General features: G+C 70.2%; 14 protein-coding genes and 1 pseudogene. 4 read left to right on the forward strand and 11 right to left on the reverse strand.

Translation table 11 applies throughout. The annotated features are described in order from the left end of the window. Nucleotides 1–9: 9 nt before the first annotated feature. A complete protein-coding gene (gene ubiE, locus K4L06_RS03610) occupies nucleotides 10–771 on the reverse strand; it encodes a bifunctional demethylmenaquinone methyltransferase/2-methoxy-6-polyprenyl-1,4-benzoquinol methylase UbiE (RefSeq protein ID WP_221670094.1) in 762 nt (253 codons plus the stop codon). A 185-nt stretch (nucleotides 772–956) separates the two neighbouring features. On the opposite strand from ubiE, the gene K4L06_RS03615 reads away from it, so the two are divergent. The 4 genes from K4L06_RS03615 (at nucleotide 957) to K4L06_RS03630 (ending at nucleotide 3,805) form a co-directional block, all read left to right on the forward strand. Beyond that, nucleotides 957–1,436, forward strand: a complete 480-nt coding sequence (locus K4L06_RS03615) for a GNAT family N-acetyltransferase (protein WP_221670095.1) — start codon at nucleotides 957–959, stop codon at nucleotides 1,434–1,436. 77 nt (nucleotides 1,437–1,513) lie between these two features. Continuing rightward, nucleotides 1,514–1,969 carry a nucleoside deaminase gene (locus K4L06_RS03620; protein WP_221670096.1) on the forward strand — a complete coding sequence of 152 codons (456 nt, stop codon included), beginning with the start codon at nucleotides 1,514–1,516 and terminating at the stop codon, nucleotides 1,967–1,969. Between the two features lie 31 nt (nucleotides 1,970–2,000). After that, nucleotides 2,001–3,233 (forward strand): hypothetical protein, encoded by a 1,233-nt coding sequence (locus K4L06_RS03625; RefSeq protein ID WP_221670097.1) that lies wholly within the window; start codon nucleotides 2,001–2,003, stop codon nucleotides 3,231–3,233. Nucleotides 3,234–3,328: 95 nt separating this feature from the next. Beyond that, nucleotides 3,329–3,805, forward strand: a complete 477-nt coding sequence (locus K4L06_RS03630; RefSeq protein WP_255594974.1) for a GNAT family N-acetyltransferase — start codon at nucleotides 3,329–3,331, stop codon at nucleotides 3,803–3,805. A gap of 131 nt (nucleotides 3,806–3,936) precedes the next feature. Here K4L06_RS03630 and K4L06_RS03635 read toward each other — a convergent pair whose 3' ends face one another. The 10 genes and pseudogenes from K4L06_RS03635 to K4L06_RS22510 all read right to left on the reverse strand — a co-directional run. Then, the gene (locus tag K4L06_RS03635) at nucleotides 3,937–4,410 is read right to left on the reverse strand and encodes a DUF2269 domain-containing protein (RefSeq protein ID WP_221670098.1); all 474 of its coding nucleotides are present in this window, start codon (nucleotides 4,408–4,410) and stop codon (nucleotides 3,937–3,939) included. Between the two features lie 4 nt (nucleotides 4,411–4,414). Continuing rightward, entirely contained in the window at nucleotides 4,415–5,743 is a 1,329-nt protein-coding gene (locus K4L06_RS03640) for an NAD-dependent epimerase/dehydratase family protein (RefSeq protein ID WP_221670099.1), read from the reverse strand. Between the two features lie 322 nt (nucleotides 5,744–6,065). After that, nucleotides 6,066–7,412: an ATP-dependent protease ATPase subunit HslU gene (hslU, locus tag K4L06_RS03645; RefSeq protein WP_221673508.1), complete on the reverse strand. Its 1,347-nt coding sequence runs from the start codon at nucleotides 7,410–7,412 to the stop codon at nucleotides 6,066–6,068. Nucleotides 7,413–7,557: 145 nt separating this feature from the next. Next, a complete protein-coding gene (hslV, locus tag K4L06_RS03650) occupies nucleotides 7,558–8,109 on the reverse strand; it encodes an ATP-dependent protease subunit HslV (protein WP_221670100.1) in 552 nt (183 codons plus the stop codon). 92 nt (nucleotides 8,110–8,201) lie between these two features. After that, complete coding sequence (locus K4L06_RS03655; protein ID WP_221670101.1) at nucleotides 8,202–8,738, reverse strand: hypothetical protein; 537 nt, start codon at nucleotides 8,736–8,738, stop codon at nucleotides 8,202–8,204. Nucleotides 8,739–8,900: 162 nt separating this feature from the next. After that, on the reverse strand, nucleotides 8,901–9,794 hold the full coding sequence (gene xerC / locus K4L06_RS03660) for a tyrosine recombinase XerC (protein WP_221670102.1): 894 nt from the start codon (nucleotides 9,792–9,794) through the stop codon (nucleotides 8,901–8,903). A gap of 90 nt (nucleotides 9,795–9,884) precedes the next feature. Continuing rightward, nucleotides 9,885–10,412, reverse strand: coding sequence for a hypothetical protein (locus K4L06_RS03665; protein ID WP_221670103.1), 528 nt, complete (start codon nucleotides 10,410–10,412; stop codon nucleotides 9,885–9,887). A gap of 17 nt (nucleotides 10,413–10,429) precedes the next feature. After that, nucleotides 10,430–11,116 (reverse strand): DUF484 family protein, encoded by a 687-nt coding sequence (locus tag K4L06_RS03670; protein WP_221670104.1) that lies wholly within the window; start codon nucleotides 11,114–11,116, stop codon nucleotides 10,430–10,432. After that, nucleotides 11,113–11,967 (reverse strand): diaminopimelate epimerase, encoded by an 855-nt coding sequence (dapF, locus tag K4L06_RS03675; protein WP_255594975.1) that lies wholly within the window; start codon nucleotides 11,965–11,967, stop codon nucleotides 11,113–11,115. The genes K4L06_RS03670 and dapF overlap by 4 nt, the downstream gene beginning before the upstream one ends. Before the next feature lie 223 nt (nucleotides 11,968–12,190). After that, nucleotides 12,191–12,310: pseudogene (locus K4L06_RS22510) on the reverse strand (lipoprotein); the annotation flags it as partial. Nucleotides 12,311–12,333 lie beyond the last annotated feature (23 nt).

Below are 12,333 nucleotides of genomic sequence, written 5' to 3' on the forward strand. Positions count from 1 at the left end.
GCACCGAACTCAGGCCTTGTAGCCGGTATGGATCGCGCAGATCCCGCCCGACAGGTTCTTGTAGTCGACCCGGGCGAAACCGGCGTCGGCCATCATCTGCTTGAGCTCGTTCTGCGGCGGATGCTTGCGGATGCTCTCGGCCAGATAGCGGTAGCTCTCGCTGTCGTTGGCGAACAGCTGGCCCAGGCGCGGCAGCACGTTGAACGAATGGAAGTCGTAGATCGGCTTGAACCACTGCGCCGTCACTTCCGAGAACTCCAGCACCCGCGCCTGGCCGCCGACCTTGAGCACGCGCAGCATCTCGCGCAGCGCCGCGTCCTTGTCGGTGACGTTGCGCAGGCCGAAGGCGATGGTGACCAGGTCGAAGCTGGCGTCGGGAAACGGCAGCGACTCGGCGTTGCACTGCACGTACTCGAAGCCGGACACCCGGCCGCGGTCGGTCATGCGGTCGCGGCCGACCCGCAGCATGTCGTGGTTGATGTCGCCGAGCACGATCATGCCGCGCTCGCCGACCCGGTCGCGCAGCAGCGCGGCGATGTCGCCGGTGCCGCCGGCCAGATCGAGCACGCGATCGCCGCGGCGGACCTGCGCGGTGGCGGTGAAATAGCGCTTCCAGACCCGATGGATGCCGAGGCTCATCAGGTCGTTCATCAGGTCGTAGCTGCCGGCGACCGAGGAGAACACTTCGCCGACCAGCTTGCGCTTCTGCTCGCGCGGCACGTCGCGGAAGCCGAAATGGGTGGTCTCGGGCTGGGGCTTGGATTCGTTCATGGGCGCGATTATCGCACGCTGGCCGGGCCCGGGCTTCGCGGCGCGGCGACGGTTCGGGCCCGCCGCCCGGGACACAGCGTCGCGGGCCGGCGCCGGGCGCAGCTCATGCTGCCGATCGCCGCTCTACCCCGAAAGCACTAGCCCCGCCCCGCTCCGGCCAGCGGCGGCTTTGGCATGATGCGGTCATGACCGCCTCCGTGACCTGGCAAGCCAAGCGCTATGCCGACCTCAGCCTGGACGAGCTGTACGAGCTGCTGCGCCTGCGTTCGCAGGTGTTCGTGATCGAGCAGAACTGCGTCTACCTCGATCCCGACGACAAGGACCGCCATCCCGAGGCGGTGCACCTGCTCGGCCGCGCCGAAGACGGCCGCCTGGCGGCGTATTTGCGGATCCTGCCGGCCGGGCTCAGCTATCCCGAAGTCAGCTTCGGCCGGGTGCTGACCGCGGCCAGCCACCGCGGCCAGGGCCTGGGCGGGCCGATGCTGGAAGCGGCGCTGATCGAGATCGAGCGCCGCTGGCCGGGCGCCGACATCCGGATCGGCGCCCAGGCCCATCTGCAGGGCTATTACGGCCGCTACGGCTTCGCGCCGGCGTCGGAGGTCTACGACGAGGACGGTATTCCCCACGTCGACCTGCTGCGTCCGGGCCGCGCGCAGGCACACTGAGCCGCGCCGCACAGGCGGCGTACTCGACCGCGTCGCTCCGGCAGCCCAAACTGGCCGCCATCGACACGGAGTCCCTCATGATCGCCACCCCCGACTATCGCGCCCTGCTCAAGACCGCCGTCGCCGAAGCCCGCCAGGGCCTGGCCGAAGGCGGCATCCCGATCGGCGCGGCGCTGTACCACGACGACGGCCGCCTGCTCGGCTGCGGCCACAACCGCCGCATCCAGGAAGGCGACCCTTCGGTGCACGGCGAGACCGACGCGTTCCGCAAGGCCGGCCGCCAGCGCCGCTACCGCGACACCATCATGGTCACCACCCTGGCGCCGTGCTGGTACTGCAGCGGCCTGGTGCGCCAGTTCAACATCGGCACGGTGGTGGTCGGCGAATCGGTCAACTTCCAGGGCGGCATCGACTGGCTGCGCGAGTCCGGGGTCAAGGTGATCGACCTGGCCGACCAGGAATGCATCGACCTGCTCGGCGGCTACATCGCTGCCAATCCGGACGTCTGGAACGAGGACATCGGCGAGGACTGAGTTCCCCGCCCGCAACGGAAAAGGAGTTTCCATGCACCCCACCGCTTCCTGGCCCCTGCTGTTGCTCGTCGCCGCGCCTGCGGCGGCGGTGCAGCCTCCGGCCTGCGGCGCCACCGCCGAACTCGCGCTGATCTGCCAGCAGTCCGACGCCGGCGCCAAGGCCACCCTGGTCCGCACCGAATTGCCGGCGCGCGGCGGTTGCGCCCAGCCGCAGGTGGAGAGTTTTCCCGCCGGCGATCTCGACCGCCCGCGCAGCCTGGCCCTGGCCGCCGGCCAGACCGGCGAATGCCGCTTCGCCAACGGACGCACCCTGCGGGTGCGCCTGCAGCAGGAATCCGAACCCGTGCTCGGCGCGTGCAATGCCGATGCGGCCACGCGTTTTTCGCTGTGGGTGGACGGGCGCAAGCTGATCAGCCGGCACAGCGTGCGCGAACGCTGCGAAACCGCAGCGGCGCCGTGGAGCTATCGGCTCGAAGGCGAGCTCGTCCACGATTGCAGCAAGCCGGAGGCCTGCACCGCCTGGTCCGGCCCCGACCACAAGATTGGCTCGCTGCCGATCGACACCGCCGAGTACCCGCCCGACGCGCCGGGCCCGGCGCCCGGCAGCCTGGAACGGCTGCTCGACCGCGGCCCGGTCTGCGCCGAAGCCGAACGCGAGTTGGCCGCCTCGTGGTCGGCGTTGGACGCCTACGGCCGGCGGACCGTGCCGGGGCCGATCCGGCGGCTCAACGCCGGCGGCCCGCAGGCCGGCGCGGCCCTGCCCGACGGGCTCGAATTCGCCTACGGCGGCGCGCGCGTGGACGAGTTCGATTTCGACAACGACGGCCGCATCGACCGGGTCTATTCCGGCGACAGCGACGGCCAGGGCGGCTGGTACTACGCGCCGCTGCTGGTGCTGGCCGGCGCCTCCGCCGACGGCTACGTCGCGCGCGACGGTGCGGACGCGGTCCGCGCCCTGCCCTGTCAATGGGATGCCGCGCAGCCGACGCTGTCGCAGTGCGACGATCTGCGCAACCCGGCCTGGAACGATCATCGGCCCTCGACCCAGTCGGTGCCGGCGCCGTTGCCCGGCATCGCCGGCGGCGACGAATTCTTCCGCACCCGCTACACCACCGCGCTGCCGTTCCGGTTCGGCGATGCGACCTATGTCGCGCTGGCGAGCGCAGGCACGCCGTCGCGCGATTACGTCGGCATCTATCGCCCGCGGCCCGGCGGCGGGCGCGAAGCGATGTGCCTGATCCGGCGCGTGCCGGCCAACCTGTGAGGCGCCGCGCGCGGGCCCTGGCCGTGGATGACCGGTCCGCGCGCTTACCTTCGTCACTGGGCAAGCACCGGGTACCGGCGCAGAATCGCCCGCACATGCCCGCCGCCCCCGTTCCGCTGTCGATCCGCGCCTACCAGCTCAGCGACTGGCCGCGCCTGTGCCAGATCCACGACCGCGCGCGCCTGGACGAACTGCAGCGCAGCGCCGGCGTCGCCGCGTTCCGCAGCCTGGCGCGCACCGCGCACAGCGAGGGCCTGTTCGACGGCCGCCTCGACGTGGCCGAGGTCGACGGCGTGGTGCGCGGCTTCGTCGCCTTCCAGCCCAAGTCGCTCAACTGGCTGTACGTGGACCCCGACAGCTACCGCCAGGGCGTCGGCCGCGCGCTGCTGCGCCACGCCATCGCCTGCTCCGGCCCGGTGATCTCGACCCAGGCGCTGGAAGGCAACGAACCGGCGATCGCGTTATACCGCTCGGAAGGCTTCGTCGAACTCGAACGGCGGCCGGGGCGGTTGGCGGGCAGCGACGAGTTTCCGGCGGTGGGGGTGATCTTGGAGCGGCGGGTTCGGGGGTGAGTGGTACCGGCTGAGGCGTTTGGCGCCGACTCAGATGCGGGAGGGCTGCGCGAGTACGACCAATGGCGCGGCGAGTGCGGTGTTCTGCGCTTTAGCGCTCGAGGTTCCTGACTTCGGCAGGATCGGCAGGGCTACACCGCTGCGGTTGGCTTGACCACCATCAGCCAGAAAATCGCGATCACGCTCAGGAACGCCGGCCACCCCAGCCAGAACCACCACAACATCGTGCGGCGGTAGCTCGCCGGCAACGGCGCTTGCTCGGCCGCGGCCTGCGCCGCCAGCCGCCGCGCGCGCGCCTGCAGCCACAGCACCGGCAACCAGCAGGCGCCGACCACGAAGAACAGGATCAGCGCGGTCTTGAGCCAGAACACCGTCGGCGGCATGCCCAGCAGGTGCATCAGCCACAACCCGGTGCCGAACTGCACCACCACCGCCGGCGCGGTGAAGCAGGCGTCGGCGATGACCACGGTGCGCGCGGTTTCGGCGATGACCTTGGGATCGCCGCGGCGGTGCGCGATCCAGAAGAAGAAGGCGATGCCCAGGCCGGTGCCGAACAGCAGGGTCGAGGACAGGATGTGGATCCACTTCACCCACAGATAGATCATCGGCTTATCTCCGCTCCGCCAGCACCCAGGCCACCGCCAGCGCCGGCAGCAGGACCAGGTTCTTGGCCAGCCCGCCGAGCGGGTCCAGCCACTGCCCCGGCAACAGCGCGCCGAACGCCAGGGTGTAGGCGAGCACGCTGAACCCCATCAATCCCAACATCAGCCGCGGCCGCCAGCCGAACAGCAGGCCCAGCGCCAGCGCGGCGTCCAGGCCGGCGGTGACGCGCGCCAGCGCCACCGGCTGCCAATGCGCCAGCGGCGAACCGGCGACCATCGCCTCGATCGTCGCCGCCGGGGTCAGCCAGCCGGCCGCGGCCGAGATCAGCCACAGCGCGACGATCGCGACGGGCAAGCTCGGCGCCAGAAAATACAGCTGCGCCTGCCAGCGGTCCTGGACCTGGCTCGGCGTCGCCGCCAGCGCCTCGTCCAGGGCGACCGGCGCATGATCGAAATCGGCCCGCACCCGCGCATGCGCACCGGGCCGGGTGACGTTGCCGCGGCGGAGCATGCGCCACATGGTCTCGCCGACCGGCCCGCGGCCGAGCCGCTCGCCGATCGCCACCTGCAGGCTCACCAGCGACTCGGGAAACGCGACCGTAGCGTCGCCGTCGATGCGCAGCCAGCGCCGCCAGGTCGCCTGATACTCGCGCAGGCTCAGGGGCTGCGGCGCGCCGATCTCGTACACGCCGCGCTGGGCTCCGCCGGCGGCGCGCGCGGCGATCTCGCCCAGGTCTTCGGCTGCGACCGGCTGCAGCGGCCAGCGCCCGTCGCCGGGCAGCAGATGGCGTCCCGGGAACGCGGCCAGCGCGCGCAGCAGCGAGGTGCCGCCATAAGACCCGGACGCCGCGTAGACCACCGACGGGCGCAGCGCCACCGCGCTCAGCGGCAGTTGCAGCAGGGCCTCGTCGAAGCGGTGCTTGGAGGCGATGAACTCGCCGTCGGCCGGCTCGCCGAGCGCGGACAACTGGACGAAGCGCGGCACCCCGCCGTCGACGCAGGCCCGTGCCAGCGCCAGCGGGCCGTCGACGTGGATGGCCTGGAAGGTTTGCGCGCCGGTCTCGCGCAGGATGCCGGCGGCGTTGATCACCGCATCGACCCCGCGCAGGGTGTCGCGCCAGTCCTGCGGCGAGGTCATCCGCGCCAGATCGGCGCGGCGTTCGTCCGCGCGCAGCGGGCGGTGGGTATCGCGGATGCCGCGCAGCACGCGCCAGCCGTGGCGGCGCAGGGCGGCGATCAGGTAACCGGCGAGAAAGCCGTTGGCGCCGACGACGAGTGCGGTCTTGGTCGGAGCGGCGTCGGTCCGTGGCGCGCTTGCGCAAGCAGGGTCGTCCATGGGGCGACACGGTAGCAGAGCGCGTCGACGGCGGGGACTGTCAGAACCAGCGGCTTGCGGCGCGGGCTATCGCGGCCCTGCGTTGCCCTCACCCCAACCCTCTCCCGCAAGCGGGAGAGGGAGCGGTTGCGTCGCAACGGGATGCCTCATAACAGCCCCTCCGCACACGGGGCAGGAGCGGTTGCGTCGCTACGGAAGCCTTGCGGCAAAGCCCCTCTGTTATGCGCGAAAAGGGAGCGATTACGCCGTTACGGAAACCCTCGTATGCAAAGCCCCTCTCCCGCTTGCGGGAGAGGGGTTGGGGTGAGGGCTGCGGCCGGCCTCAGAGGATGTAGCGGCTCAAATCCGGATCCTGCACCAGCTCGCCCAGGTGCTGATCGACGTAGGCGCGATCGATCGTCACCGCCTGGCCGTCGCGGTCCGGCGCTTCATAGCTCAGCGTATCGAGCAGGCGCTCCAGCACCGTGTGCAGGCGGCGCGCGCCGATGTTTTCCTGACGCTCGTTGACCTGCGCGGCGATCTCGGCGAGGCGATCGACGGCGTCGGCGCTGAACTTCAGCTCGACGCCTTCGGTCTTGAGCAGCTCCACGTACTGGGTGGTCAACGCGGCCTTGGGCTCGGTCAGGATGCGGACGAAATCGTCCTTGCTCAACGCGCCGAGCTCGACCCGGATCGGGAAGCGGCCCTGCAGTTCCGGGATCAGGTCGCTGGGCTTGGCCAGATGGAACGCGCCGGAGGCGATGAACAGGATGTGGTCGGTCTTGACCGGGCCGTACTTGGTGCTGACGGTCGAGCCTTCGACCAGCGGCAGCAGGTCGCGCTGCACGCCCTCGCGGCTGACGTCGCCGCCGACCGCGCCGGCCTCGCTGCGCTTGGCGACCTTGTCGATCTCGTCGATGAAGACGATGCCGTGCTGTTCGCAGGCCTCGATCGCCGACTGGCGGATCTCGTCCTCGTTGACCAGCTTGGCCGCCTCTTCCTCGATCAGCTGCGGGCGCGCGGCCTTGATCGTCAGATGCTTCTTGTGGGTCTTGCCGCCGGCGACCTGGGAGAACATCTGCCGCAACTGCTGGCCCATCTCCTCCATGCCCGGCGGCGCCATGATGTCGACGCCGAGGTTGACCGCGGTTTCGATCTCGATCTCGCGCTGGTCCAGTTCGCCGGCGCGCAGTTGCTTGCGCAGCTTGGCGCGGGTGTCGCTGTCGGGCGCGCTGGTGTCCTGGGCCGGGGTCTCCGAACCGAAGCCGAAGCCGCCCGGCACCCGCTTGGGCAGCAGCGCGTCGAGGATGCGGTCCTCGGCGCGGTCTTCGGCCTGGGTGCGCAGACGCGCCTTGGCCTGCTCGCGATACAGCTTGACCGCGGTGTCGGCCAGGTCGCGCACGATCTGCTCGACGTCCTTGCCGACGTAGCCGACCTCGGTGAAGCGGGTCGCCTCGACCTTGACGAAGGGCGCGTTGGCCAGCGTCGCCAGGCGCCGCGCGATCTCGGTCTTGCCGACGCCGGTCGGACCGATCATGAGGATGTTCTTGGGCATGACCTCGTTGCGCAGATCGTCGGCGAGCTGCATCCGGCGCCAACGGTTGCGCAGCGCGATCGCGACCGCGCGCTTGGCCGAATGCTGGCCGACGATGTGACGGTCCAGCTCCTGCACGATCTCGCGCGGGGTCATGGTGGCGTGTGAGTTGTCGGGTTTCATGATGGGGGGCGGGAATGGGGAATGGAGAATCGGGAATCGTTGGAGCTAAGCGGACGGGCGGGGCGGAACGGGACGAATCGCTCTTGCGATTCCCTATTCCCTATTCCCGATTCCCGGCTTACAGCTCCTCGACCACCACGTTGCGATTCGTATAGATGCACACGTCGCCGGCGATGCCGATGGCTTCGGTGGCGATGGTGCGGGCATCGAGCTGGGTGTGGGCGATCAGCGCGCGCGCGGCGGACAGGGCGTACATGCCGCCGGAGCCGATCGCGATGATGCCGTCTTCGGGCTCGATCACATCGCCGGTGCCGCTGATGATCAGCGAGGTTTCCTTGTCGGCGACCGCGAGCAGCGCTTCGAGCTTGCCCAGGCGACGCTCGGTGCGCCAATCCTTGGCCAGCTCCACGGCGGCGCGGGTCAACTGGCCGTGCTTCTCGAGTTTGGCCTCGAACAGTTCGAACAGGGTGAAGGCATCGGCGGCGGCGCCGGCGAAACCGGCGAGCACCTGGCCTTCGCGGCCGAGCCGGCGCACCTTGCGGGCGTTGCCCTTCATCACCGTGTGGCCGAGCGTGACCTGGCCGTCGCCGGCGACGGCGACGCGGCCGTCGCGGCGGACCGAGACGATGGTGGTGGCGTGGAAAACGTTGGGATTCTGGCTGGGGTCCATGGCGGGCTCCGGGGTAACTCTCCCGAAGTGGGGCTGGCCCCGGCCGGTTCAAGCCCCGAGCCGGGAGCGGCGACGCCGCTCCCGGGCCGCGTTCACTCGGCGTAGTCGCGCTCCCGGCACTCGGTTTCGGCGTCGGGCTCGGCTTCGTAATCGAGGTAGTAATAGGCGTGCCACAGGCGCGCGCTGCGCAGCGGCTTGCCCTTCCAAGCGGTGAAATGAATGCCTTCGCGGCTGCCGCAAGTGCGCAGGGACGCAGGCGCCGCACCGTCGAACGCGATCATGCCGGTCCAGTAGCTGTTCTCCTCGTCCGGCGTCTTGTCCAGGCGCACGGCATAGGCTTTCGCCGCCGGTTCGTCGGGCTCCACGCTGGCGTTCTCCAGCGATTCGCACGGTTTGGACAAGGCCGACACCACCTGCCCACGCAGCGGCGGCGACCCGTCGAACGCCGGCCCCGGGCTGAGAATGCTCACCGCCAGCGGAAACCGGACGATCTTGCGATGGGTCATGACGCAGCCGACCCGGTCCTGGCCGCCGGCCAGGCCGTAACTCTCGCGAGCGGGCGCTTGCTTCGCCGCCGGCGCATTCGTCGCCGCGCCCATCGCCAACACCACCGCCAATAACGTTTGCATCGCACCATTCCTTGGTTTGCTGAGAAGTGCGGAATCTTAGTTCCGGCCGCCCGCATCCCGCTTGCCGATAGTGCCGATGCGGTCACGCTTGCACAGTTGCAGCGAGAAAACGGCGCGCGGGCATGCCCAGCGGGCGAAAGCCCGGCCCTCGCTGCTGCCCGCTTACTCCTCGCGCTTGCGCTTGGCCCGCGGATGCGCCGCGTCGTAGACCTTGGCCAGATGCTGGTAATCCAGATGGGTGTAGATCTGGGTGGTGGCGATGTCGGCGTGGCCGAGCAGCTCCTGCACGCCGCGCAGGTCGCCGGAGGATTCGAGGATGTGGCTGGCGAAGGAATGCCGCAGCAAGTGCGGGTGCACGCGTTTGAACAGGCCCTGGCGCTGCGCCAGTTGGCGGATGCGCAGTTGGATCGCGCGCGGCGTGATCGGACCGCCGCCGCGGCCGGGGAACACCGGCGCGTCGTTGCCGGCGCCGTTGGAGGCGCGCCATTCGCGCAACGCCGCCGACGCGTACGAGCCCAGCGGCACGCTGCGCTGCTTGTTGCCCTTGCCGAGCACGGTGACCAGGCCTTCGCCGAGGTCGAGGTCGCGCCAACGCAAGGCGCACAGCTCGCTGAGGCGGATGCCCGAGGAATAGAACAGCTCCAGCAGGGCGCGGTCGCGCAGGCCCAGCGGCGCGTCGGTCGGCACCTCGACCAGGGCCTTGGCCTCGTCCGGGTCCAGCACCTGCGGCAGCTTGCGCGGCGCCTTGGGCGCGCGGATCGCCGCCGCCGGGCTGGCCGCCAGCGCGCCCTGCTTGACCTGCCAGCCGTAGAAGCTGCGGCAGGCCGACAGGCGCCGTTGCAGGCTCTTCGGGGTCAGCCCGCGCCGATGTTCGGCGGCGATGAAGCCGCGCAGGTCCTCGGCCTGCAGCGTCAGCACGTCCTCGTCGCCGCGCTGGCGCTCGCTCCACTGGCTCAGTGCGTCCAGATCGCGCCGGTAAGCGTCCAGGGTATGCGCGGACATGCGCTTCTCGACCTGCAGATGGGCGAGGAAAGCTTCGACGGCGGCGACGGACACGTTACGGGCGCTCCACGACGGCGAACGCCGTCGTCGACCGCATCTTGCGACCGCCTGCTGTAGATGTCGAGCGTGACGGCCGAAGCGAGGTCAGTTACCGGGCTGCAGGCTCAGCCGGTCGAGCCGGTAACGCATCTCCTCGCGTACTTCCGGCTCCGGATGCGAAAGCGCGTAATGCCGCAATGCCGCGATCGCGTCGGGCGTGCCGATATCGGCGAAGGCATGGCTGAACCACTTGGCGATCGCGCCGAAACTGGAGCAACTGCCGTCCTGCATGACCTGCAGGTCTTCATCGAAGGCGCGGCGCAAGAACGGCAGGCTGTCCGGGTCGGCCGCCAATTGCAGGCTGCGCACGATCTGCTGGTGCCGCCGATGCCCGGGCAACGCCAGCAGGCGATGCAACGCATCCAATCCCGGCGATACCTCGGGCCACAGCGCCACGTCGACCAGCAAATCGATCCGGTCGGAGTCGCCCGCGGCCGCTGCGCGCTGGAACTCGGCGATCAGATGATCGCTGCGTCGCGACGGTGGGATCGGGTTCTCTTGCCAGAACGCCCGCACCTGGCGCTGGTAGGCGTCCCACCACGCCTTCGCCTCGGGCGAATGATCCGAAGCCATGTCGGCCGCTTCGACGTTCAGTCGAACCGCTTCAGCGCCACCGCCAGCGACTCGCCCATCATGCGCAGGAACAGCGTGCCCATGCCGGGGAAGAAGCGGTTGGCATCGCGGCTGCCGACCGCGATCAGGCCGGTGCCGGGCAGCGGCAGCAAAGCGGTGGATTGCACGTCGTCGGCGCGCTCGCCGTACAGCAAGGCGTGCTTTTCCGGCTGCAGCCGGCCGCACAGCGGTTCGCCGCTGGCCAGGGCGTCGCGGAACGATTGCAGGCGCGGATCGGTCTCGTCGACCAGTTGCAGCCAGTCGCTGTCGTTCAAGCCCGGGACCGGCTTGAAGATCACCAGCCGCACCAGGTCGCCGTTGAAGTCCTCGGCCAGGCTCGCGGCCATCGCGCGCAGGGTGTCGGCGGCGCTGTCCTGGCGCAGCAGGGCCAGGGTCAGTTGGTGGGTACGCACCGCCAGGCGTTCGTTCTCCTGGGCGTTGCCGAACAATTCCTGCAGGCGCCGCGACAGTTCGCGGTTCTTGTCGCGCAGCACTTCCAGCTGATAGCTGGCCAGCGACGAGGCCGAACCCTCTTCGCGCGGCACCACCAGGCTCATCGCCAGATCGGGAAACTGCTGGAGGAAACGCGGGTGCCGGCGCAGCCAGTTGGCCACTTCATGCGCGCCGAGCGCGTCGGCGGGCTTGTCGGCGAACCTATCGCTCATCGATTCCACTCTCCTTCGAACACGAATGCGGCGGGACCCGCCATCGACAGCGGCGCATCTTCGCCGCTCCAGTCGATGCGCAGTTCGCCGCCGGGCAGTTCCACCGCGACTTCGCGGTCGATGCGGCCGCGCCGCATCAGCACCGCGGCCGCGGCGCAGGCGCCGCTGCCGCAGGCCAGGGTTTCGCCGACGCCGCGCTCGTACACGCGCAGGCGGATGCGGTCGCGCGCGACCACCTGGGCGAAGCCGACGTTGGCCGACTCCGGCAGGGCCGAGCTGGACTGCAGCAGCGGGCCGATGCTTTCCACCGGCGCCGCGTCGACGTCGTCGACCTCGATCACCGCATGCGGATTGCCCATCGATACCGCGCCGAAGCCGATCACGGTGTCGTGGATGTCGACCACGTACTGGTCCAGCGGCGCGTCGTAGCCGCGCAAGGGGATCCGCGACGGCTCGAAGTCCGGGCGGCCCATGTCGATGCGGAAGCGGCCTTCGCCGAGCGGCACCACGGCGTGGCGGCCGGCCGGGCTGTCGACCGCGAACGCGCCGTCGCCGGCGGCGCCGTCGCGCACCAGCCAGGCGGCGATGCAGCGCGCGCCGTTGCCGCATTGCTGCGAGCCGGAGCCGTCGGCGTTCCAGATCCGGTAGGACGCCGCCGCGCCTTCGCTGAGCGGCGCCTCGATGGTCAGGATCTGATCGCAGCCGATGCCGAAGTGTCGGTCGGCCAGGGCGCGGCACAGGCTCGGGTCCGGAGCGGGCTCGCCGCCGCGCAGGTCGAGCACGACGAAATCGTTGCCGGCGCCGTGCATCTTGCTGAAGCGCAACGGCCCGCTCGCGGTCGGCTTAGCCATCGCCTTGTCCGTCGCTGGGCACCGGCTCGGCCGGCTTGGCTTGGTCCTGGGCCTGGTCGGCCTCGGTCTTTTCGGCCTCGGTCTTGTCGGCGTCACTCTTGGGCGGCGGCAAGGCCTGGTCGATCGGCGGCAGCGACGGCACCGAACCGCGCGCCTTGGGATCGGACGCGACCGGCGGGTCGTTGACGTTGGAAATGGTCACCGGCACTTCGCCGGGCTTGGTCGGCGGCGCTTCCTGCGGCGCGGGCTGGGTCGGCAGGACCAGCGGGCCCTTGTTGCCGCAGGCGGCCAGGGACAGGGTCAGCGCGGACAGGAGGAGCGGCGTAACGAGGCGTGCATTCATGAGCCGAAGTGTAGCCCGCAGAA

Source organism: Lysobacter sp. BMK333-48F3 (assembly GCF_019733395.1).
Taxonomy (GTDB): Bacteria; Pseudomonadota; Gammaproteobacteria; order Xanthomonadales; family Xanthomonadaceae; genus Lysobacter.

Excerpts from the sequence above, each read along its gene's own strand:
- ubiE (WP_221670094.1), bottom strand. The coding sequence starts at position 771 with ATGAACGAATCCAAGCCCCAGCCCGAGACCACCCATTTCGGCTTCCGC.
- K4L06_RS03615 (WP_221670095.1), top strand. The coding sequence starts at position 957 with ATGACCGCCTCCGTGACCTGGCAAGCCAAGCGCTATGCCGACCTCAGC.
- K4L06_RS03620 (WP_221670096.1), top strand. The coding sequence starts at position 1,514 with ATGATCGCCACCCCCGACTATCGCGCCCTGCTCAAGACCGCCGTCGCC.
- K4L06_RS03625 (WP_221670097.1), top strand. The coding sequence starts at position 2,001 with ATGCACCCCACCGCTTCCTGGCCCCTGCTGTTGCTCGTCGCCGCGCCT.
- K4L06_RS03630 (WP_255594974.1), top strand. The coding sequence starts at position 3,329 with ATGCCCGCCGCCCCCGTTCCGCTGTCGATCCGCGCCTACCAGCTCAGC.
- K4L06_RS03635 (WP_221670098.1), bottom strand. The coding sequence starts at position 4,410 with ATGATCTATCTGTGGGTGAAGTGGATCCACATCCTGTCCTCGACCCTG.
- K4L06_RS03640 (WP_221670099.1), bottom strand. The coding sequence starts at position 5,743 with ATGGACGACCCTGCTTGCGCAAGCGCGCCACGGACCGACGCCGCTCCG.
- hslU (WP_221673508.1), bottom strand. The coding sequence starts at position 7,412 with ATGACCCCGCGCGAGATCGTGCAGGAGCTGGACCGTCACATCGTCGGC.
- hslV (WP_221670100.1), bottom strand. The coding sequence starts at position 8,109 with ATGGACCCCAGCCAGAATCCCAACGTTTTCCACGCCACCACCATCGTC.
- K4L06_RS03655 (WP_221670101.1), bottom strand. The coding sequence starts at position 8,738 with ATGCAAACGTTATTGGCGGTGGTGTTGGCGATGGGCGCGGCGACGAAT.
- K4L06_RS03665 (WP_221670103.1), bottom strand. The coding sequence starts at position 10,412 with ATGGCTTCGGATCATTCGCCCGAGGCGAAGGCGTGGTGGGACGCCTAC.
- K4L06_RS03670 (WP_221670104.1), bottom strand. The coding sequence starts at position 11,116 with ATGAGCGATAGGTTCGCCGACAAGCCCGCCGACGCGCTCGGCGCGCAT.
- dapF (WP_255594975.1), bottom strand. The coding sequence starts at position 11,967 with ATGGCTAAGCCGACCGCGAGCGGGCCGTTGCGCTTCAGCAAGATGCAC.